Origin of the sequence: Marinobacter sp. M5B (assembly GCF_042604615.1) — a bacterium.
In the GTDB taxonomy this organism is placed as follows: Bacteria; Pseudomonadota; Gammaproteobacteria; order Pseudomonadales; family Oleiphilaceae; genus Marinobacter; species Marinobacter salarius.
Map to the genome: position 1 here is coordinate 4,193,683 of NZ_CP156894.1, position 22,200 is coordinate 4,215,882.

At 58.4% G+C, this 22,200-nt stretch carries 18 protein-coding genes; 15 read left to right on the forward strand and 3 right to left on the reverse strand.

Annotated features, from left to right (window positions below; translation table 11 throughout):
* Positions 1–2 precede the first annotated feature (2 nt).
* The 7 genes from AAGD24_RS19070 to AAGD24_RS19100 all read left to right on the forward strand — a co-directional run bounded on the left by AAGD24_RS19070 (position 3) and on the right by AAGD24_RS19100 (position 12,317).
* Complete coding sequence (locus AAGD24_RS19070) at positions 3–7,517, forward strand: Hpt domain-containing protein (RefSeq protein ID WP_379865987.1); 7,515 nt, start codon at positions 3–5, stop codon at positions 7,515–7,517.
* Positions 7,517–8,569, forward strand: a complete 1,053-nt coding sequence (locus AAGD24_RS19075; protein WP_036211392.1) for a chemotaxis protein CheB — start codon at positions 7,517–7,519, stop codon at positions 8,567–8,569. Before AAGD24_RS19070 ends, AAGD24_RS19075 begins: the two co-directional genes overlap by 1 nt.
* 11 nt (positions 8,570–8,580) lie before the next feature.
* Positions 8,581–9,042: a chemotaxis protein CheW gene (locus AAGD24_RS19080; protein ID WP_036211395.1), complete on the forward strand. Its 462-nt coding sequence runs from the start codon at positions 8,581–8,583 to the stop codon at positions 9,040–9,042.
* 77 nt (positions 9,043–9,119) lie between these two features.
* Entirely contained in the window at positions 9,120–9,611 is a 492-nt protein-coding gene (locus AAGD24_RS19085; RefSeq protein WP_085678507.1) for a Fur family transcriptional regulator, read from the forward strand.
* Positions 9,604–10,380, forward strand: a complete 777-nt coding sequence (gene znuC / locus AAGD24_RS19090; protein WP_036211401.1) for a zinc ABC transporter ATP-binding protein ZnuC — start codon at positions 9,604–9,606, stop codon at positions 10,378–10,380. The genes AAGD24_RS19085 and znuC overlap by 8 nt, the downstream gene beginning before the upstream one ends.
* Positions 10,367–11,179, forward strand: coding sequence for an iron chelate uptake ABC transporter family permease subunit (locus tag AAGD24_RS19095; protein WP_036211404.1), 813 nt, complete (start codon positions 10,367–10,369; stop codon positions 11,177–11,179). The genes znuC and AAGD24_RS19095 overlap by 14 nt, the downstream gene beginning before the upstream one ends.
* Positions 11,180–11,318: 139 nt before the next feature.
* Complete coding sequence (locus tag AAGD24_RS19100; protein WP_126811091.1) at positions 11,319–12,317, forward strand: PAS domain-containing protein; 999 nt, start codon at positions 11,319–11,321, stop codon at positions 12,315–12,317.
* Here AAGD24_RS19100 and AAGD24_RS19105 read toward each other — a convergent pair.
* Together AAGD24_RS19105 and AAGD24_RS19110 are read right to left on the reverse strand one after the other, a co-directional pair.
* Positions 12,314–12,562: a CDGSH iron-sulfur domain-containing protein gene (locus AAGD24_RS19105; RefSeq protein ID WP_379865991.1), complete on the reverse strand. Its 249-nt coding sequence runs from the start codon at positions 12,560–12,562 to the stop codon at positions 12,314–12,316. The genes AAGD24_RS19100 and AAGD24_RS19105 overlap by 4 nt on opposite strands.
* A 69-nt stretch (positions 12,563–12,631) precedes the next feature.
* Positions 12,632–13,726: a patatin-like phospholipase family protein gene (locus AAGD24_RS19110; protein ID WP_379865992.1), complete on the reverse strand. Its 1,095-nt coding sequence runs from the start codon at positions 13,724–13,726 to the stop codon at positions 12,632–12,634.
* 142 nt (positions 13,727–13,868) lie between these two features.
* Here AAGD24_RS19110 and AAGD24_RS19115 point away from each other — a divergent pair, with 142 nt between their 5' ends.
* Positions 13,869–14,972: a diguanylate cyclase gene (locus AAGD24_RS19115; protein ID WP_051947084.1), complete on the forward strand. Its 1,104-nt coding sequence runs from the start codon at positions 13,869–13,871 to the stop codon at positions 14,970–14,972.
* A gap of 11 nt (positions 14,973–14,983) precedes the next feature.
* Here the strand turns inward: AAGD24_RS19115 and AAGD24_RS19120 are convergent, their stop codons facing one another.
* Positions 14,984–15,898, reverse strand: a complete 915-nt coding sequence (locus tag AAGD24_RS19120; protein WP_036211414.1) for an alpha/beta fold hydrolase — start codon at positions 15,896–15,898, stop codon at positions 14,984–14,986.
* 194 nt (positions 15,899–16,092) lie between these two features.
* On the opposite strand from AAGD24_RS19120, the gene folE reads away from it, so the two are divergent.
* The 7 genes from folE (at position 16,093) to AAGD24_RS19155 (ending at position 22,195) form a co-directional block, all read left to right on the forward strand.
* Positions 16,093–16,659: a GTP cyclohydrolase I FolE gene (gene folE, locus AAGD24_RS19125; protein ID WP_075194694.1), complete on the forward strand. Its 567-nt coding sequence runs from the start codon at positions 16,093–16,095 to the stop codon at positions 16,657–16,659.
* Between the two features lie 26 nt (positions 16,660–16,685).
* Positions 16,686–17,066 (forward strand): dihydroneopterin triphosphate 2'-epimerase, encoded by a 381-nt coding sequence (gene folX, locus AAGD24_RS19130; RefSeq protein WP_036211420.1) that lies wholly within the window; start codon positions 16,686–16,688, stop codon positions 17,064–17,066.
* A gap of 14 nt (positions 17,067–17,080) precedes the next feature.
* Positions 17,081–17,494, forward strand: coding sequence for a CoA-binding protein (locus tag AAGD24_RS19135; RefSeq protein ID WP_228209987.1), 414 nt, complete (start codon positions 17,081–17,083; stop codon positions 17,492–17,494).
* 52 nt (positions 17,495–17,546) lie between these two features.
* Positions 17,547–18,854, forward strand: coding sequence for an HD-GYP domain-containing protein (locus AAGD24_RS19140; RefSeq protein ID WP_379865995.1), 1,308 nt, complete (start codon positions 17,547–17,549; stop codon positions 18,852–18,854).
* A gap of 54 nt (positions 18,855–18,908) precedes the next feature.
* Complete coding sequence (locus AAGD24_RS19145) at positions 18,909–21,170, forward strand: EAL domain-containing protein (protein ID WP_075194691.1); 2,262 nt, start codon at positions 18,909–18,911, stop codon at positions 21,168–21,170.
* A 58-nt stretch (positions 21,171–21,228) separates the two neighbouring features.
* Positions 21,229–21,546 carry a hypothetical protein gene (locus AAGD24_RS19150; RefSeq protein ID WP_036211429.1) on the forward strand — a complete coding sequence of 106 codons (318 nt, stop codon included), beginning with the start codon at positions 21,229–21,231 and terminating at the stop codon, positions 21,544–21,546.
* Between the two features lie 217 nt (positions 21,547–21,763).
* Positions 21,764–22,195 (forward strand): MerR family DNA-binding protein, encoded by a 432-nt coding sequence (locus AAGD24_RS19155; protein ID WP_199448358.1) that lies wholly within the window; start codon positions 21,764–21,766, stop codon positions 22,193–22,195.
* Positions 22,196–22,200 lie beyond the last annotated feature (5 nt).

Genomic DNA, 22,200 nt, shown 5'->3' on the forward strand with positions numbered 1-22,200 from the left:
TTATGGGCAATCACCATGACAGCATCGCCCTGGACTGGGTTCGGGGCGAAATACAGGACACGTTGACCCAGGGTCAGCACGCACTGGAAGCGTATGTCGAGAATCGTGACGACACCGCGCGCCTGCGCTTCTGCCTGAACTATCTCCACCAGGTTCACGGTACCCTGCAGATGGTCGAGCTTTACGGCGCGGCCCTGCTGACCGAGGAAATGGAGAAACTGACCCAGGCGGTCCTGAACGAAACCGTCGCCAGTGTGGACGATGCCGTCGATGTGCTGATGCAGGCCATCCTGCAACTGCCCCAGTATCTGGAGCACCTGGCCAGTAGCAAAGACGATTTCCCGATGGTGCTACTGCCATTGCTGAACGATCTCCGTGCTGCACGGGGTGAGTCCCTGCTGTCCGATACATCGCTGTTCAAGCCAGACCTGTCGCCCTCAAGGGCAACGGCTGCCGCCAATGTGTCCCAGCGCCTTCAGGATCCGAAGGTACTTGGACATATCCGCAAATTGCGCCAGATGTATCAGTTCGCCCTCGCTGGCGTGATTCGCGAGGCCGACCTGGACGCCCATTTCGATTACATGCAGAAGGTGATCCAGCGGCTGATCCGCCTGTGCCAGAAAACGCCCCGGGGCGAACTCTGGAAAGCAGCCGGAGCATTCGTGGAAACGCTCCAGCAGCATGCGAACCCGGTCAATACAGCCGTGAAGTCCCTGTTGCGCGAGCTGGACGCCGAAATTCGCCGTCTTACAGACGAGCACATTGATATCCTGCAGCAGGCGGTTCCAGAAGCTCTCCTGAAACATCTGCTCTACTACGTTGCTCGTGCTCGCGACCTCGATACACCACTCGTGAGGGAACTGCGCGACAGTTACCGGCTCGATCACGCACTGCCTTCCGACGATGATGTGGACGCCGCCAAGAACCGGGTTTCCGGCCCAGGGCGTGATGCCATCCACTCGGTGGTCAGCGCCCTCAACGAAGAATTGGCCAAACTCAAAGACCAGCTCGATCTGTTTGTGCGCTCCGAGCTACGCCAGAACGATGAACTGGAAGAACTGCTTCCGGGCCTGCGCCAGGTCGCCAATACCCTGGCGGTGCTGGGCCTGGGCATACCCCGCAAGGTCATTACCGAACAGATCGAACTGGTCGAGAAGCTGGCCAACCAGTCTGACTCGGTGGATGACGGCACCCTGATGGATATTGCCGGCGCTCTGCTCTACGTCGAAGCCAGTCTGGCTGGCCTGGACAGTGACCGACAGTCGGAATCGGATGCCACCGGCGACGACACCCAAACCATCAACCTTGGCTCCCGCGAACTGGGTGAAGCCAGCAGCGCTTTGCTGCGGGAGTCCCGCAATACGCTGGAGCAGGTAAAAACGGCCATCGTCAATTTCATCGCTTCCCAATGGGAAACCGGTGAAATCGAACACGTCCCCGGCCTCCTGCACAGCATCCGTGGTGGCCTGAGCCTGATTCCCCTTGACCGCGTGGCCGACATGCTCGCCTCCGCCGAACGTTACATCACCGACGTACTGCTGGGGGGCAAGCAGGTTCCCGACTGGAAACAGCTCGACACGCTGGCCGACGCTATTACCAGTATTGAGTACTATCTGGAGCGGCTCGCCGAGGGCATCAGCGACAATGAGAGCGTACTCGGGGTTGCCGAGGCCAGCCTGAACTCCCTGGGCTTCCCGGTTGGCGAGGAGCCTACCTGGCAGCATCCAACAGCTGACGACGTGCCGGTTATTGATTCGGAAGTACCCGTCGAATCGGTAGAAGCCGAATCCAAGAGCTCCGATAAAGAACTGCTGGATGATGAGATCCTCGGCATTTTCATTGAGGAAGCCGAAGAAGTCCTGGAAACCATCAATGAATTCTATCCTCGCCTGCGCCAAAACCACGACGATCGCGACGCACTGACTGAAGTCCGCCGCGCGTTCCACACCCTCAAGGGCAGTGGCCGGCTCGTGGGCGCAACCAGCATCGGTGAACTGGCATGGTCCGTGGAAAACCTGCTCAACCGGGTGATCGACCAGACGCTACGACCCACCGATGACATGTTCAGCCTGATTGATGACGTCAACAGTCGAATTCCTGCGCTGATCAACGACTTCCGTGACGGACAGGCCGATGGCGAGGTTGGAGAGCTGATTGAACGCGCTGAAGCTCTGTCTACCACGCGAAAAACTGACATCGACACCGCATCGGAAGACGGCAGTTCAGCGGATGATGAGCTACCCACAATCGACAGTGGCAACGACGGCGAAGCTGTCAGTACCGGGCAACCGTCCGCAGCTGAGGTTGAGTTTGACAATGACCTTATCGACGATGAAATTCTCGAGATCTTTATCGAGGAAGCCGGTGAGGTACTGGATACCGTTCGCGAATACCTGCCCATGTTGCTACGTCAGCACGACGACCGCACGGCGCTCTCGGAAGTCCGGCGCGCTTTCCATACCCTGAAGGGAAGTGGTCGGATGGTGGGTGCGCTGGTTGTCGGCGAACTGGCCTGGTCTGTTGAGAACATGCTGAACCGCGTGATTGACGGCAGCATTTTCATGAACGACGACATTGCGGCGCTGCTGGAAGACGTTACCGCGGCCCTGCCGGAATTGGTTGACGATTTCGAGAAACGCCAGCCCCCTTCCCGCGACACATCGAGCATGGAAGCACGCGCCAACGCCCTGGCAAACGGCGAAATTCCCGATGCCAGCACCATGCCTCCGTCTGAGCCACAGTCAGGAGCGACGAACGGAGACGCCGAGCCAGAATTGACAGCAGCGGAAGAGGAAGACGACACCGTCGTCGACCCAGTGCTGCTGGATATTTTCGAAAGTGAAACCGAAACCCACTTGCAAACCCTGCGGGATTTCCTCGATGCTGCAGGCGACAAAGCGAGCGTTGCTTATACCGATGACCTGTCTCGCGCGCTTCATACCCTCAAAGGCAGCGCACACACCGCCGGTATCGCACCTATTGCCGCGGTGATCACGCCCCTGGAACGCTTCGTCAAGGAAGCCCGGGCACAAAACAAACGGGCCGATCGCGACGCTATAAGCCTGATTGGCGATACCTGTCATTTCCTGACCCAGGGCCTTGGCCAGATTCGGGAGAATCCCCAGGCGGACCTGCCGGGCACCGAAACCTTCCTGGCAAAACTGGAGCAGGTTAGCAATGCCACCCTGCGTGGCGACGGCTCCCGAACCGATGAACCGCAAGAAAGCGCACGACCGCAACTGGTTCAGCTGTTCCTGAACGAAGGTCTGGATATCCTGCTGGATGCCGACCGGATTCTTGATGAGTGGTCGGAAAATCCCGAAGCAACCTCCGCCCTGGACACCCTGCGCAAGGAGCTGCACCTGCTCACCGAGGGCGCACAGGACGCCGGATTGGCCGATGTTGCTGAGCTGTCAGGTGCTCTGAGACAGGTTTACGAGCGTGCCTCAAACCCCGATTTTGTTCCCGATTCGCCTTTCTACGACAGTGTGCGTGCAGGCCATGAACACCTGATCAACATGATGGATCAGGTCGCGGCCGGACTGGCCACCGAGGCCAGCGCCGATCTGATTGCCGAGCTGGACACCCTCGCTCCCGCGACGCACGCAGACAATGAGCCGGATGCGTTTGAGCAGGAGTTCACCGGGGATCTGGAAGAGATCGATCGCAGCCTGGAAGCCGAGGCGGAAGATGCTCCGGAACTCGATGGCGAGCAGCCACCGTTGGCGGACACCGATGAAGACATGGACCAGGAACTGGCGGAGATCTTCCTTGAGGAAGCCCGGGACCTGATCGACAGCACCGCCGATGCCTTGCAGAGCTGGAGCGACAACACCGAAAACCTGGATCTTTTACGCCTTCTACAACGGGACCTGCATACCCTCAAGGGCGGCGCTCGCCTGGCGGATATCCAACCGGTAGGCGATCTTTCCCATGAGCTGGAGAACCTGTTTGAAGGACTGACCGAGCAACGGCTTGCCGTTACCGGTGAGCTTTCCGACCTGCTGTTCCGCTGCCATGATCGACTGGCAGGCATGGTCGATGCCCTTGAGCAACAGGAGCCACCGCGCCCGGCGCCGGACCTGATCAGTGAAATCCACGCCTACATGGACAGCGCCACGGGCTCCAGGCCAGTGACCGATGTCAGAAAGCAGGACGCTGAACCGGAAGACGATGACGAGATTCCGCTGGCCGAATTGGAAGAGGATGATACCGAAGAGCCAGAAAGCACGGTGGAGGAACCTGAAGAGGAGCACGCCACCGATCTGTCTCATCTGGACCCGGAACTGATCGGCATCTTCCTGGAAGAAGCCTACGACCTGATCAACTCCACAGGCAGCGCGTTACATACCTGGAGTGAAGACCCCAACAATCGCGATGTGGCGGCGGAGCTGCAACGCGATGTGCACACGCTCAAAGGCGGTGCCCGGATGGCGGGCGTCGATGCCATTGGCGACCTGACCCACGTACTTGAAGATTTGTTCGAGAAAGTCGCCGAAGGCCAACTGAACGCCAGCAGCGACATGAACGATCTGTTGTTTGCCTGCCACGACCGATTGGCGCAAATGGTTGAACAGGTTGCCACCCAGAAACCCTGCCCGCCGGCAACAGAACTGGTGGCCAAGGTTGAAGCCATCCTCTCTGGCAAGCCAATACCATCCGCGGAACCTGAAGACCCAGCGGAAGAACCGGAACCCGTCGACGAGGCACCCACAGCCGACGAACAACCGGCATCCGTCACAGAGGCTATTGCAAAGGCCTCCGACGATGACCTGGTTGGCATCTTCCTCGACGAAGGCCTGGAGATTCACGAAGCCATTGGCGAATGCCTGGCCCAGTGGCGCGACGAGCCTGAAGAACTGGCTGGCGTTACCCAGTTGCAGCAGGAGCTGCATACCCTCAAGGGTGGCGCTCGTCTGTCCGATGTCGACCCGATTGCCGATCTGGCCGAGGCCTGGTCTGATGCCCTGGACCCTCTGATCGCCGGTTCCAGCGATCAGTCAATCCTGTTGGAACTCAGTGAAAAAGCGCATGGCACACTGAAAACCATGCTCACCAGCCTGGAAGAGGGCAACAAGCCCACTGCGGACATGGTGTTGGTTGAAGCACTGAACGACGCCCACAAAGTCTCCGGTGACGAGCTGTCCGCGCCCGACACTCAGGCTGAACCCTCTGCAGACGGTGAAACCGTCGATGCCGAAGTCCTGGAGATTTTCCTGGAAGAGGCCGGCGAGATCCTCGACCAGTTGGAGCAGTTACTGGATGACTGGCGTAAAGACCCGGCTAACCACCACTTTAACCAGGAAGCCCAGCGCGCCCTCCATACCCTTAAAGGTGGTGCGCGGCTGTCGCAGCTTGTCGAGCTTGGCGACCAGGCCCACGCGCTGGAAACGCGGCTGATCGACCTGGGTGGTAATACCCCGGGCGACGAGGCCTGGCAGGCCATCACCAATGACCACGACGCAATTGTGGCGCTGGTGGGAGATATCCGTAAGCGGTTTGAAGACACAGGCGCTGTTCCAGAGCCCGCCAAACCGGACGCAAAAACAGAGAAATTGCCGAAGACCCAGGAGCCGGCGGCGGAAGCGCCTGCCAAACCGGAAAAACCGGTCGTACCCGCGCCCAAACCCAACAAGGTTCCGTCCAAGACGCCCGCGAAAGCGGCTGCCGCCCAGCGTGCGCCCCAGGAAACCATCCGGGTCTCCGCGCCGCTGCTGGACGAATTGGTTAATCTGGCCGGTGAAACCAGTATTACCCGTGGTCGACTGGAACAGCAAACCAGCGATTTCAGCCACAACCTGGACGAAATGGCCGCCACCATCGAGCGTCTGCGCGAGCAGCTGCGCCGGATGGAAATCGAAACCGAGACCCAGATCCTGTTCCGCGCAGAGAAAGAGCACGGCCCGGATTACGGCGACGACTTCGACCCGCTTGAGATGGACCGCTATTCCGCCATCCAGCAGCTGTCACGGGCCCTGACGGAGTCATCGTCGGACCTTGCGGATCTGAGGGAAACCCTGTCCGACCGGGTTAGGGACACCGAGACCCTGCTGGTACAACAATCGCGGATCAACACGGAACTCCAGGAAGGTCTGATGAAGACCCGGATGATTCCGTTTGCCTCCATGGTGCCCAGGCTGCGCCGGATTGTCCGTCAGATCAGCGGCGAGCTCAGCAAGAAAGTCGAGTTCGATGTCCGCAACCCGGAAGGGGAAATGGACCGCAACATCCTCGAGCGCATGATCGCGCCGCTGGAGCACATGCTGCGTAACGCACTGGACCACGGCATCGAAAAGCCGGCCGACCGTAAGACGGCCGGCAAGCCGGAAACTGGCGAAGTGACGCTGTCGCTGACCCGGGAAGGTGGCGATGTGGTATTGCGGATGATCGACGATGGTGCGGGCATCCCCGCTCAGGTCATTCGCGACAAGGCCATTCGCCAGGGCATGATGGCCAAGGACGAGGACCTGAGCGAACGAGAAATCCTGCAGTTCATCCTGCAACCCGGTTTCTCCACCGCCCAGGCCGTTACCCAGATTTCCGGCCGCGGCGTAGGCATGGATGTGGTTGCCAGCGAGATCAAGCAGCTAGGTGGCAGCCTGGACATCGACTCCACCGTTGGCAAGGGCACCGTCTTTACCGTTCGATTGCCCTTCACCGTATCGGTCAACCGGGCATTGATGGTGTCTACCGGCGAGGACTTCTACGCCATTCCGTTGAACACCATTGAGGGCATCGTTCGGGTCAGTACCTACGAGCTTGAGGAATACTACAAGCCTGACGCACCGATGTACGAATACGCCGGACAGCAGTACCGCCTGCAGTATCTCGGCAGCCTGCTGAACAGTGATCACCATCCCAAGCTGCAGGGTCAGGCCCTGCCGTTACCGGTTATCCTGGTGCGGGGTGCCGAACAGCCCATGGCCCTGCAGGTGGACAGCCTGATGGGTAGCCGCGAAATCGTGGTTAAATCGCTCGGACCGCAGTTCAGTACGGTCAGGGGTGTGTCCGGTGCCACCATTCTGGGTGACGGTAACGTGGTGGTGATCCTCGATCTGCCGGCCATGATCCGTTCCGATATTCTCTCCGAGCGCCAGCGCCTGGCGAACCTTGAGAATGCGAAAGAGGCCTCCCGCCGTGAGGAGCAGTCCACCGTGGTGATGGTGGTGGATGACTCGGTAACAGTGCGCAAGGTAACGTCCCGCCTGCTGGAGCGTAATGGCATGGAAGTGATCACGGCCAAAGACGGCCTGGATGCGGTCGCACAGCTGCAGGATCACAAGCCGGATATTATCCTGCTGGATATCGAGATGCCCCGAATGGACGGCTTCGAGGTTGCGAGCTTTGTGCGCCACGATGACAACCTGCGGGACACGCCGATCTGCATGATTACCTCCCGTACCGGTGAGAAACACCGCGAGCGAGCGCTGGCCATTGGCGTCAATGAATACCTCGGCAAGCCTTTCCAGGAAACCGAGCTGCTTGACACCATCACGCGGCTGACCAGGAATCAGTGATGACCGGCCAGCCAGGACGGCCAGCGGTCGGTATCGTCTCGGATATCGTCCTGCAGCGTCATCGCCTGCAGGAAGCCTCGTCCAGGTTCGGCCTGGACGTTTGCTTTTCCGGAGACCCGGATCGCCTGCAGGGCTACCCTGAATTCCCGGAAGCCAGCCTGTGGTTGATTACCCTGGAAGACGAAGCCGATCACCCAGTGCTGTTTGACCACCTGTTGGAGAACACCGAAGCCCCCGTACTGTTTGGTCTCGACCCGGCCCCAAAACCGGGCACCACGGAGTACTTCCGCTGGGAACGCCGGTTGCTGGACAAGCTGGAGCAGTCCCTCGGGCACCTGGAAAAGCTGGATTCCGCGGCCGCTATTGAAGAGCTGGCCACCGAACAACCGCAATCGGAAACCTCTCCCAAACTGCCTCACTGGATCCAGCCGGCCTCAGCGGACCTGCCGGCGGAAGAGGTCTGGATTCTGGGGGCGTCACTGGGCGGCCCGGCCGCGGTGAAAACCTTTCTGGACAGCCTGCCGCCCGGATTACCAGTGGGTTTTATCTATGCCCAACACATCGACAACAATTTCACCGACGTGCTGACTCGCGTGCTGGGCCGTCACGCCCACTACCAGCTCAAACGGGCTGAAACCGGGTATCGTGTTCACAATGGCGATGTTGTGCTGATGCCGGTGGAGCGAGAGTGGACTCTGGACGACAGCGGTGCACTCAGGGAAAGGGAAACACCCTGGCCCGGCCCCTATGGCCCCTCCATTGACCAGGTACTGCTGAACATCGGCGACCATTACGGTGCCCGATGCCATGCCATCATCTTTTCCGGTATGGGCAACGATGGTGCCATTGCCGCGCCATTGCTGAAAGCCTATGGTAGCCGCATATGGGTCCAGGAGAGCGGCAGCTGCGGTAACAGTTCCATGCCGGATTCCGTGGCAGCAACCGGGTGTTCCGTATACTGTGGTACACCGGAACAGCTCGCCCGCGAACTCGTCAAAACGATTGAAGAATCCTGCCTGCTCAAGGGCCGGCAAAAACGGGATTCCGCCTGAGGAAATGAGTGATGAACGATAACAGCCAAACCCTGCCCTGCGTCATGATACCGATGAGCGAGAAGCAATTGCTGCTGCCTAACGTGTCGATTGCGGAAGTGGTGGACTTCGCCAGCTCCGACCCCGCTGCGCATTCACCGGAGTGGCTGGTGGGCGAGCTTGATTGGCGGGGCCTGAACCTGCCGGTGATCTCCTACGATGCCGCGAATGGCGGCAAACTGACCGTGCCCGGTGGCAATCGTGGCCGAATCGTCATACTGAACACCATCGGTGATCACCATAACTCGGTCCCCTTTATGGCGCTGGTCACCCAGGGCATCCCCAGCCAGACACGTCTGACCGAAGATCAGTTGAAGAAGGTTGACGGCGACACCGGCCCTGCCGACCTGATGGCGGTTGAAGTCGAAGGCGAAACCGCCTTTATTCCCGACCTCGGCTACCTTGAGTCATTGGCACTGGAGGCCTCCCGCTAGCGCTCACCGGTGATCATCACACCTGGCACTGTCTTTTGCTAATGTTATAATGTTGCAAATTCTACAGGACAGTGCCCATGTCACCCAGCGCTCTTCCCTATCGACCGCACAATCATGACGCCTGTGTTGCCCAGGCGCTGACAGAGGCCCGAACTATCTGTCAGCAGCACAATGCCCGCCTGACACCCACCCGTGAGCGGGTGCTGGAACTGATCTGGCAATCCCACAAGCCACTTGGCGCCTACGACGTGCTTGCCGTGCTGGCTGCGGATGGTCACAATGCGGCGCCCCCCACGGTGTACCGTGCACTGGATTTTCTGCAGCAGCACGGACTTGTTCACCGGATTGCGTCACTGAACGCATTCGTCGGCTGCACTCACACGGATAAGAACCACCATGGGTTGTTCCTGATCTGCCGTTGTTGCGGCAACGTGCTGGAACTGACGGCGCCTGGCGTATCCGATGCGGTCCAGAGTGCTGCGGCGGACGAGGCTTTCCAGCCAGACAACATGACCATCGAGGTATCCGGCACTTGCCCAGGCTGTAAATCGGACACTGCCCATGACTGATGCATTGGTAGAGCTGAACCGATTAACCGTCAACTTCGATGACCGCCCCGTGGTGGACCGTGTGGATCTGCGAGTCCAGCGCGGGGATATCATCACCATTATCGGCCCCAATGGTGCCGGAAAGACCACACTGATCAAGGCTATACTGGGTATCCAGCCGGTCTCGGGCGGTGCCCTGACTATCGCGCCCGGGCTCACCATCGGTTACGTGCCCCAGCACCTGACACTGGAAACGACACTGCCACTCAGCGTAAAGCGGTTCATGCTGCTCAGTGGCAGATCACACCAGGAGTGCGTTGAAGCGCTGACCAAGACCGGTGTGGAACATTTGCTCGACGCCTCGGTTCATCGATTGTCCGGTGGCGAAAAACAGCGATTGCTGCTCGCGAGGGCGCTGGCTCGCAGGCCAGATCTACTGGTTCTGGACGAACCGGCCCAAGGCGTGGACATCAATGGCCAGGCCTCGCTCTATGAGCTGATCCGTAGCCTGCGGGACGAACTGAACTGCGGTGTGATCATGATCTCCCATGATCTGCACCTGGTCATGGCCGCCACCGACAAGGTTATCTGCCTGAACCAGCACGTCTGCTGCAGCGGGTATCCGGCGGATATCTCCCACGATCCCGCCTTTATCGAAACCTTCGGTCGTCCGGTAGCGGAAAGTCTCGCGGTATACCATCACCACCACAACCACAGCCACGATCTGCATGGCGATGTGGTGTCCGCCGACCACGATGACCACGCGGAGTGCTCCCATGCCCATCATTGATGCCGTGCTCGGCGACTTTTTCTGGCGGGCGCTGATTGGCGGTCTCGGTGTAGCCCTGATCGCCGGTCCGCTGGGCTGCTTCGTGGTGTGGCGGCGGATGGCCTATTTCGGCGACACCCTGGCGCACTCGGCATTGCTGGGCATTGCCCTGAGTTTTCTGATCAGTGTTCCGCTGAATGTGGGGGTTATCGTGACCTGCGTGGTGCTGGCGATTGCCCTGGTGCTGTTCTCTCGCAGCAAGACTCTGGCCACCGATACCCTGCTGGGTATCCTCGCCCATAGTGCCCTGGCCATCGGCCTGGTCACACTCAGCTTCATGCCCGACATTCGAGTGGACCTGACCGGCCTGCTGTTCGGGGACCTGCTGGCCATGAGCCGAAACGACCTGTTGTGGATATACGGCGGTGCCGTCCTGATTCTGGCGTTACTGACTGTACTCTGGCGCGGTCTGCTGATGAGCACCATTCACGAGGAACTGGCGCGGGTTGAGGGCGTACCGGTTGAACGTCTGCGGCTGGTGCTGATGCTGATGTTTTCCATCGTGATCGCAGTGGCCATGAAGATTGTCGGGGTCCTGCTGATTACCGCATTACTGATCATTCCGGCAGCCACCGCCAGAAGATTGGCCGGCAACCCCGAACATATGGTGGGGCTGGCCATCCTGTTCGGTTTTATCGCCGTCAGTGGTGGACTTACGATGTCCTGGCACCTGGACACACCAGCCGGCCCCTCGGTGGTGGTGACGGGTTTTGCCGTATTCCTGCTGGTATACGGTTCGGCACGGCAGGTCCAGACCTGACAGCGATGGATTCCTGAGCAAAGTTTCCCAGGGCACGAGCAGTGGTCTAAAGTATAAGAGCAGGAAGTTCCCTACACGTTCGCCACCGGTTATGGATCAACCTATGGAAAGCCCCAGATTGACAGGGACAGGACACGCTATGGCGCTGCCACACCTGTGGGCGCCCCTGCTGGTATTGTTTGCCGGCCTTGTTGTTACCGGCCTGACCGCGCAGGCGCTTGAGGAACAATCACGGTCACTCGCTGAGCAGGTATACCGCAAGCAGCACAATGCGCTTGTCGCCCGCCTACGTGGGTATGACGAGCTTCCGCCGCTCTATACAGATGGAGTCGCACCAGCCAGAACCATTAATAACGTAGCACCCGCAGAGCTATGGCTTGCCACTGTGTTCAAGGATGCGGTACCCGGTATGCTCAATTTGCGCGTGGACACCCTGGAGCGGCATACCAAAACCCCCTTGTTCCAGGCCATTCGCGCAGAAAGCCCGGATCGTTCCCAGTCCCTGCGCTCTGAAGTCGAAATTGGAGAGCATCGCTGGCTGGTAACCACACTGCCGGATTCCGGATTCCTGTCTCAACCTGCCCACCGTTCCTTCCGTTTTATCTGGCTTGCGGGGCTGGTGATGACGGTGCTGGCGACGGTGGTCGTGGTTTTCCTGTGCCTGCGCATCCGCCGGTGGCAAAGCCACTACCGAAACGCCGAAAAAGTATCCCACGGGTACGAACAGCAACTGAACAACATGCAGGTTGAAAAATCGATCCTGCGGCAGGCATTGAATGACAGCGAACAACGCAGCCGGGACCTGGTCGCCCTTTCCGGCGCAACGATCTGTGAGCTGGATGAAAAGGCACTGACCGGATACATTTCACCCCAGGTGGTGGAGCTTCTGAATAAGGCACCGGCGGACCTGGCCGGCACCCCATTCGAGCAATTGGTCGACCCCACCTACGTGGAAAACTTCCTCAGGACCCTACAGGCGTCCCGCCAGGAGCGACAAATACAGCGTATCGACCTCAAGCTGTTGGATGCCGACGATCGCCAAGTCTCTGTTACGCTGAGAGTACTGGCATTGCAGGATACGCTACACGGTTTCAGCGGTTACCGGCTAAGCCTCCAGCCCGGTATTCAGGCACCCTAATCCAGGGTTTTGTGGGTGCCGTCGCACAACGGCGGGTTGCCGGTGTGCTTGCAGCCGCAGAACCACACCCATTCTTTCTTTTCAGCCGTGTATTTAACCGGCGTAAATCCTGTTCCCTTGTGGGAGCCGTCACAGAATGGCTGGCTGTTACTGCGGCCACAGGCGCACCAGAAGTAGTTCTTGCCGCCCTCGACCAGCACTGAACACGGCGTGGTTCTGGGAATTTCCGGCTTCTCATCAGTCATTGGTCAGCCCCTGCTTTATTCTTTTGTATCCAAGGGCAGTATAGTCAAAGCGGAGCGTATTGCCTGCGCTCAGCGCTTCCCATCCAGAGGTCGAATGACGTCCTTCAGACGCCCGGATTCCACCAATTCCATGAACTCGTCACCCAACCGGTCGCTTTCGGCAATCGCCTTGCGCCACGCGCGCTCGCGGCCAGCGTCGTCTCCGATGTAGCGCTCGAAGTCCTTCCGGTCTGGCAGTTTCCGGTCTGGCAGGGAATCCAGGTATTCCGGGGAGGGTGACACCAACAGCACATCCTGCAGCCGGGTGGCATCGCCGCGACGCCAGGGCAGGGTTTTGTCGAACCAGCCCGGAACCACCTTATCGGTGAAGTGGGGATAGAGGATCACCCCGGGCTGTTCGTACGGCAGGTCAAGATGGTAATCCAACAGGCCCCCGTCCCGATATAACCCATCAGGAGCGCCGGGAATGTTGCGGACACCGGACATCACCATGGGTATGGACGCAGACGCAAGCAGCGCTGACATCAGGTTATCGCGGCTCAATGGCACTTCATGGCTGGGGAAATCCACCAGCTTGGCCAGGGGTGCTTTCACTCGCGCATCATGGATGATGCCCCGCTCCATGAACCGGCCCAGATGTCGGCGGCTGACCATGTTGGCACTGATGGCATTCATCAGGCCCAGACTGAGGCGCCCCCTGGTATCGTGCTCCAGCATGCCGCGGCTGCGAACCACAACAACGTTCAGGCGGTACCAGGGATGATTGAGAATGTGGTCTTCATGGCCCCCCAGCAGCTCTTCCAGAAACAACACACTCTTGCGGCTGACTTCCGCCATGCTGACGCCTTTGGCGAAGCGCTGGGATGTGTAGAGGTCCGCCAGCCGGGCCAGCTGCGCCTTGGGGTCATCCGTCGAGGCCACCGCTGCAAATCGCCAACTGCCAATGGAAGAGCCAATCAGCGAGCGCTCCTGTGGCGCCCTGGGCAGAAAGTCCCCAAAGATGGCTTTATCCAGGCCGGAAATGCCCAACGCCTTCGGGCCACCCGCTGCGCCAGGGATGACGTGCACGTCGCCCGCCGCAAACGGTTGCTCCCGCAACCGCTCAAAAGCACGGCGGCCGGCGCGTATGGTCAATGCGGGAGAACGGGTGTGTACTGCGCTCATAACGGCTCCTTGTTCCGAGCCCGCCAGTTTAGCGAACTGGGCTCCCGGCAGCCAGAGCGCGATTCTCGCCCGTTGAAAGGTGTAAAACCAACTACCTTCCCGTGAAGGCCGTGCTAGACTTTGCAAAAGCCCGGATCAAGGAATGCGGGCCCACCACAAACAGCGGGAGTGTGCTGTGAATCCTCTTGCCACTACAGACAACCTGGCCACCAACCCCACCCTGGCCGTGATTGGTTTTAAACGTCAGATCGTCTATCACCTGCATTTCTGGGCTTTTATTGCCGTCGCTCCGCTGGTGATGGTGCAATGGCAAAAAGGCAATGTTCTGCTGGCATCGCTTCTTATTCTGTTCTGCCTGAATGCAGTGGCCGTTATTGCATTCCTTCGATTCCGCGGTGTCTATTTTCTCCAGGGGCGCCTGTTCCCGACATTGGCAGTGGTCTGCGCGGTGTACTCCACCCTGATCAATGGCCACGCCGGGCTGTACTGGGCATACCCGGCCGCCGCCGCACTGTTTTTTTTGCTTCCGTTGAAGGAGGCCACCGCCAGCAATATCGTGTTTGTAGTCAGCATGTCCGTTGTGTCGTTTATTACGTTTCCAGAAGCGGATTTCTGGCGTATCACCTTTTCCCTCGGCCTGACCTGCCTGTTCGTGATGATCTTTGCCTGGCTGGTGGGCCGCCTGCAGGTCGAGCTGACTCGCCTGGCCACCACCGATCCCCTGACCGGCTGCCTCAACCGCTCGCAATTGGCGGATATTCTCAACGGCCAGATCCAGATGCGTGAGCGATACGAGCGAGTGTCCAGTCTCATATTGCTGGATCTGGATTACTTCAAGATGATCAACGATCGTTGGGGCCACCTGGCCGGTGACAAGGTGCTACAGGAGCTGACACTGCGGATTGGCAGGCGGCTGAGAGAGAGCGACCGTCTATTCCGTATTGGCGGTGAGGAATTCATGTTGGTACTACCGGAAACCCGCCAGAAGGATGCTGACAAAGTCGCGCGGGAATTGCTGACCAGCATCAGTGCCCGCCCGTTCGTAGAAGGGATACAGATCACAGCCAGCGCGAGTGTGGCGGAAGTCGGCAAGGGTGAAACCTGGTCGGTCTGGCTGAACCGGGCGGATCAGGCACTCTACGAAGCCAAGGCGAGAGGCCGTAACCAAGTAGTCAGCGCCGCCAGGAGACCGCACGAGCAACCACCCGAAGATACTGAAGACAAAGCGTTGGCCAACGACCTGTAGCACCTCGGGCCTTACTCCGACTGCTTGCAGAAGTCCCGCCACGCCCGATACACCTCACCGGTAGATTCGAAATGAGGGTAGTGACCGACGTTGCGAAGGCTCACCACGTCCGCGTTCGGCACCAGCTCCCGGTAACGTCTGGCCATAGCGGAACCGGACACCGGGTCCGCCACACCCGAGATCAGCCTCATTGGCTGTTCTGCCTTCTGTAAGGCACCCACCCAGCGGTTACGATGGCAACGGCGCTCTTCCATGAAGTGAATCAGGTTATGCAGAATTCCGCGGCCATTGTTGTAGGTCAACAGGTACCAGAAGTCATCCATATCTTTCCGTGACGGCGGGGTCTCCGGGCCAAACAGACGCCGGAAGTTGCGTTCGAAGGTACGACGGGTGAGACCGCGACTGATCAGGCCACCGAGAGGGCTGCCCAGGAGCTTCTGAATTAACAGTGGGCTGTGGACTTCCGGAAACAGGGCGCCGTTGAGAAAGCCGACCCGGGCAATGGAGAAAGGCAGTAACCCTTCCTGATCCCTGGCCAACAGTTCCTGGGCCACGCTGCCGCCATAATCGTGGGCGAACAGACTGACTGTCTTCAATCCCAGACCGGCGATCCAGCCCTCGAACATGTCGGCCTGGTCTTCGATGCTGTAGTCGTACAGTGCCGGCTTATCGGAAAAGCCAAAGCCCAGCATGTCGAGGGTGAACAAGCTGTGATGCTGCTGCAGCATTGGCCACAGCCGGCTCCAGTCCCAGCTGGCCGTCGGAAAGCCATGCAGCAAAACCACGGGATCGCCCTGGCCCGCCATTCTGCTGAAGATCGCGTGGCCGCCATAGGAAAACCACTTGCCCTCCTGTTGCCACCATTCCAGTGTCGCATTCCCTGCGCCGGGGGCGGCACCCCGAACTCCCGGTATTACCTGTTCCATTGCGGTTTCCTGAAACCAGCCTGAGACTGAAACTCTAAATCAAACCAACCGCCCCTGCCAGATCTGGTCCGACAATTTGCGAACCAGAGCGTTCCGGGGTGGTCTTTTCGCCCTGTGTGGTCGTAAATCTGGAGGGCGCGGCCAAATTCCCTTAAGCTTTCGCCCTGAACTGATTCATTTAACCGGAAGCGACTATGACCAACAAGCTCGACGACCTGGCCAGCCATTTTCAGCAGATCATTGCAGGCCTGGGCGAAAACCCTGATCGCGAGGGACTTCAGGACACCCCCATACGGGCAGCCAAGGCTATGCAGTTCCTGACGCAGGGTTACAAGCAAAGCCTGGATACATTGGTCAATAACGCGGTTTTCGAGTCCGCCATGGACGAAATGGTCGTGGTTCAGGACATTGAGCTGTACAGCATGTGCGAGCATCACATGTTGCCGTTCATCGGAAAATGTCACATTGCCTACCTGCCCAATGGCAAGGTGCTGGGCCTATCCAAGTTTGCCCGTATCGTCGACATGTACGCTCGCCGGTTGCAGATCCAGGAAAACCTGACTCGCGAAATCGCCGAGGCCATTGAGGCGGTGACCGGCGCCAAGGGCGTGGCTGTGGTTATTGAAGCCCAACACATGTGCATGATGATGCGTGGCGTTGAAAAGCAGAATTCCCGCATGAAAACCTCGATGATGCTGGGCCAGTTCCGCAGGTCGCAAGCCACGCGCACTGAGTTCCTGACCCTGATTCGGGATCGCTGAACATCCATTGTTGACCAGGAGGCCAGATGACTGCAGTGACCGGAAATCACCAGGCAACCGTACGCATCAAGGATTTGCTGCTGCGCGCCTATATCGGCATCAAGGAAGAAGAGATCAACAACCAGCAGGATGTGCTGATCAACGTCTGCCTGACCTACGATGCCGCGGCCGCCATCAACGAGAATGACATTCGCGCGGCACTGAACTACCGCACCATTACCAAGCAGATCATCGGCCACGTGGACGGCAACCGTTTTGCCCTGCTGGAACGGCTGACCCACGAGGTGCTCAGTATTGTCATGGAGCACGAAGCGGTTCACTGGGCGGCAGTGGAAATCGACAAACCCCATGCGCTACGCTATGCCGAGTCGGTGTCCGTTCGCCTTGAGGCACACCGGGATTCCTGAAGAGTTGATATCGCATGTCCCGAAACAGTCCTGAACAACTGCGCGAAATTCTGGAAACCGTCCGCACGATTGCGCTCGTGGGCGCCAGTGACAAACCCCACCGCCCCAGCCATGAAGTAATGGCCTACCTGCAGGGACGTGGCTACCGGGTGATCCCTGTAAACCCGCGGCTGGCTGGCAAGACGCTATTGGGCGAAACCGTCTACGCCGATCTTGCATCCGTTCCCGGGACAATCGACATGGCCGACCTGTTCCTTGCACCGAACCACACCGACCCTGTTATCGATGCCGCCATTGAAAAGGGCATTCCGGTTGTCTGGATGCAGATTGGTGTGATCAACGAAACCGGGGCCAGCAGAGCGGAAAACGCTGGCATATCAGTGGTCATGGACCGGTGTCCCAAGCAGGAAATCCCCCGCCTGTTCTGAAGACAGCACTTCTGCCATAATCTAGCCAGACAATCAGAAGACTGGCAGAGCCATGTGGTTCCGACGTAAAACCAGCACACCACCTTCACGAAAACCGATTGCCCGTTCGCAGGCAGGTTTGCTTGACCCTGACGCCCAAACCAGAGTTGAGCGCGTCCGTCTGCCCGTCGATCTGCTGACTTACGGCATGCGCATCGTCAAGCTGGACCGACCCTGGATCGAAGTGCCCGTACTGTTCCAGGGTTTCACTCTTGAGAACGACCACCAGGCTCGCATACTCCGTCAGTACTGCGAATGGGCGCTGGTTGAAGGCGACGAGCAAGTGTTGGCTGAGGCCCTGGCAAGGGTCACCAGTCACAAACAGCGCACGGCTACCCCACTTCCGGAAACCCGCTCCCTCGCGGAAGAGATCCCCCGCGCCAACCAGGTATGGGGCAAGACCCAGGCATTCGTGGAACAGATCACCCTTGCCATTGAACGGGGCAATGACCTGAACCTGCAAGACGCCCGCCCGGTTATCCGGGAATGCGTGGAAAGTATCAAAGCCAACGCCAGTGCAATGTTCTGGATGAGCCGCATCAAGTCCCGCGACGCCTATACCGCGGAACACTGTTTGCGGGTGGCCATCTTTACCGTTGCCTTCGCACGCTTTCTGGGACTGCCCGACGAGGACCTGGAAATTGCCGGTATGTGCGGACTGCTTCACGACCTGGGCAAGCTTAAGGTTCCTGACGAAATTCTTAATAAACCTGGCGCTCTGAGCCCGGCTGAATATGCGATCATGCAACAGCACACGACGTTCGGCTATGAGCTGCTGAGCTCTGACCCGAAGCTGGATCCGATTATCGGGGACGTGACCCGTCACCACCATGAGCGTCTGGATGGCCGCGGCTATCCGCAACAACTGGAGGAATGGCAGATCAGCCGCTTTGCCAGACTGGTCTCCATCGTTGACGCGTTCGATGCCATGACCAGTGACCGCTGCTACCGCGACGGAATTCCGGCATCTGACGCCATCCGCGTTCTATACCGCAATCGCGGCCGGCAGTTCGATGCTGACATGGTAGAAGCCTTTATTCGCATGGTGGGCATTTATCCACCTGGAACACTGGTGGAGCTCAACAGCGGGGAAGTGGCCCTTATCGTGACCGTGCACCCGGGTAAAAAACTCAAACCCAGGATTGAGATACTGATGGATGCCAACAAAAAGCCGGTCCCTCCCCGAATCGTTGACCTGGCAAACCCGACAACCGATGAGCAGCAGGCGATTCACCATCCGTTGCCGGATGGTGCTTTCGGAATTTCACTGAAGGGAAGGATTCAGCAATTGGTAACAGATCATAGCGTTTATCCCTCATAATTAGATGAATACGGCCGATATGTTAGTCACTCACCTCATCAACCGGAGCATTTTGTGGACAAACCTGCATCGGCGCTAACCCTGTTCGTGAGGGGATTGCTGAACCCGGCGTTTCCGGCACTGATTTTCCTGGTGTTCCTGGGAATCGCCCTGGTTCTGCAGTACGGCATCGAAAAACAGGACCACACCCAAATCCAGTCCAATCTTGGCAGCGAGGCCACTTCGATGGCAAAGCGGCTGGAGCGGGAATTCCGTGTTCACGCAAACTCCATCAGCCGCATGGCGAAACGATTTGAAGCCTTACCGGACACGCCAAAAGAAATCTGGGAGCAAGACGCCCGCCGATACCTGTCAGATTTTGGCGTCTACCAGGCGATCGAGTGGATTGACCGCGATTATGTCATCCGCTGGATGGTGCCGATCGAAGGTAACGAAGACGCCATTGGTTTCAATGTGGCCTTCTCCCCGGAGCGGCGTGCTTCGCTTCAGAAAGCACAGATGACCGGTGATCTGGATATATCTGGCGTCATTGATCTGAAGCAGGGCGGCAAGGGCATGGTCATCTATGCGCCCATATCCACCGGTGACGCCAACAACGGCTTTATTGCCGGAGTGTTCCGGATGGAAACCCTGGCTAATTACATGCTTTCCAACCGCGCCCTGACCTCCTTCCACATCGAAATCCGGGAAAAAGGCGACCCCGCCTACGTGCTTAACGATTCCATGGAAACAGACTCCAGGTTCTCCCGCACCCTGGATGTTGACCTGCCAACACTCGATTGGACACTGGCGGTAACCCCCTCCATCTCGTGGGTTGAGGAACAACGCAGCCGCTGGCCATTTGTGACCTTCATCGTGATGCTGTTCATGGGCCTGCTGACCAGCCTTACCACACTCCTGGTGCAGCTGACTCTCAAGCGCAACCATGCACTGCTGAAAACCCGCCGGGAGCTGGATGCGGAAATCAGCCAACGTCAGGCGGTGCAAAAAGATCTCGCTCGCCTGGAAACGACAGACGCCCTGACCGGCCTCGCCAATCGCCGTTTTTTCATGGAAGACCTGGCGCACACCCTAAGCATCGCTGACCGTCAGATGCGCCAGGCAGCGCTGGTGATGATCGACCTGGACCGGTTCCAGACGCTCAACGATTCTCTCGGCCATCAATTCGGCGACGAACTGCTCATCAAAGTCGCTGAACGCCTGAATGCCCTGAGCGACGAGAAAGTGATGGTGGCCTATTCCGGCGGCGATGAGTTCATGGTGTGCCAGCAGCATGTTGAAAACATTGATGATGTAATCAATCTGCTTGGCCAGATCAAGCAATGCTTTGAAGAGCCGTTTGCCGTGCAGGGTGAGGAACATAGCATCACTGCCACTATGGGCGTGGCTGTCTATCCTCAAAGCGGCCTGGATGCCGATACCTTGCTGCGCAATGCCGATGTGGCGCTCTACCGCGCCAAGGAACAGGGCCGCAATACCTACCAGTTCTACACCGAGGGCATGCAGGACCGGGAGGTCATGCGCCTGGAACTGGACAAGGATCTTAACCACGCGCTGGCCAACGACGAGTTCGTGCTCTATTTCCAACCGCAACTGGATCTCAACGACTCGTCCATCAACAGCGTGGAGGCTTTGATACGCTGGCAGCATCCTCGCCGTGGCCTGTTGCCACCAGTGGACTTCATTCCCCTGGCGGAGGAAAGCGGCCGCATTACCGACATTGGTCGCTGGGTGGTCATGGCCGCCTGTCGGCAACTGGCGAAATGGCAGAAAGGCCCCTACTCCCATCTGCGCATCGCGGTGAATCTCTCTGGGCGCGAACTGGATGACGAAAGCATTGTCGACCATATCCAGGAAGCGCTGGAAAGCAATGGCGTTCCCGCGAGCCGGCTGGAGGTGGAGCTGACCGAAGAGATCTTCATCCAGAATATCGAGCACAACCTGAACCAGCTGACCAAGCTACACAAGCTGGGCGTGCACCTGGCCATTGATGACTTCGGCGTGGGTTACTCTTCGCTGGGTTACCTGCGGGATTTCCCAGTGGATCTGCTGAAGATCGACCGCTCCTTCATTACCGACGTTACCGAGCGCCACGACGACGCAGTGATTACCCGCGCGGTGATTAACCTGGCCCATAACCTGGGTATCCAGGTGGTGGCGGAGGGCGTGGAAACCCATGAGCAGCTGACTTTCCTCAAGAATCACCGCTGCGATCTGATTCAGGGTTACCTGATCAGCCGCCCGATTCCGGCAGGTGAACTGGAGCGAGCGCTAACTGCTGGTTTGCTGGATATCGACACGCCGGTTGGTAGCTGATTGAAATGAGTGCCGCAATTCACCACTATTGCCGTATTCATTTTCAAGGTGGGGCCTCATGAGTTCAAAGTATCTGACGGCGGAACAGGATGTCCGTCTGCGACGGTGGGAAGCCTGGAACAAGCGTTACTTTATTTTCGCGTTCTTCTCGCTGGTCATTGTTCTGGTCTTCAGTAGCCAGCTCGGGCTGTCCAGTGGCGACAGCTGGGGGCCGCTGGGGCTTCTGATTGCCGCTTTAGTTACCCCCATTATCATTCTGCAACTGCGTCTTGCATGTCCCGCCTGTGGGCAGAAGATTGGCTGGCAGGCCAAGCTGATGGCCCCGGACCAGTGCAAAGCCTGTGGCACTTTCCTGCGCGCTAAAAACTCTTCCTGAAAAACCTTTGACCTGTGAGTAGCTCACAGGTTTTAAGCTATTCTTTGTATCAACAGCACTCATACTTGGGTGCCATTCGTGAATGGCTGAACCTTCTTCCGAAACACGCTGTAAATACGTCCATGTACGCTTGGGCTACGCCATCCATGGCTCCGCACAGTTTCGGAAGAAGGTTCAGCCACCCACTCGATCAACTTGATTGGTAGCGATCTGGCTTATGAAAGTTAAAGAGATTGCTGTAGGCGCTGGTGTAAATCCGGATACGGTTAGATTCTACACCCGGGAAGGACTGCTAAAACCTACCCGGAACCCCGACAACAATTATCAACAGTACGATTCTGAGGATTTGCGTCGCCTTCGATTTGCCCGCAAAGCCCGGCAACTCGGATTTTCACTGCCGGAAATACGACAGATTCTGGAGCAGGCAGATGACCATCATTCGCCCTGCCCGATGGTGCGGGACGTGTTCCAGCAGCGGCTGGTGGAAGTGGAGCGTGAGATTGCCGAGTTACAGCAACTGCGTAGTCGTATGACCGCCGCGCTGTCCGCCTGGCAGGATATGCCGGACGGCACACCGGACGGACACACGATTTGCAGGCTGATTGAACATTGGGATGAATCCCTGCCGGACGACGGTTGGAAGGAGTAAGGCTC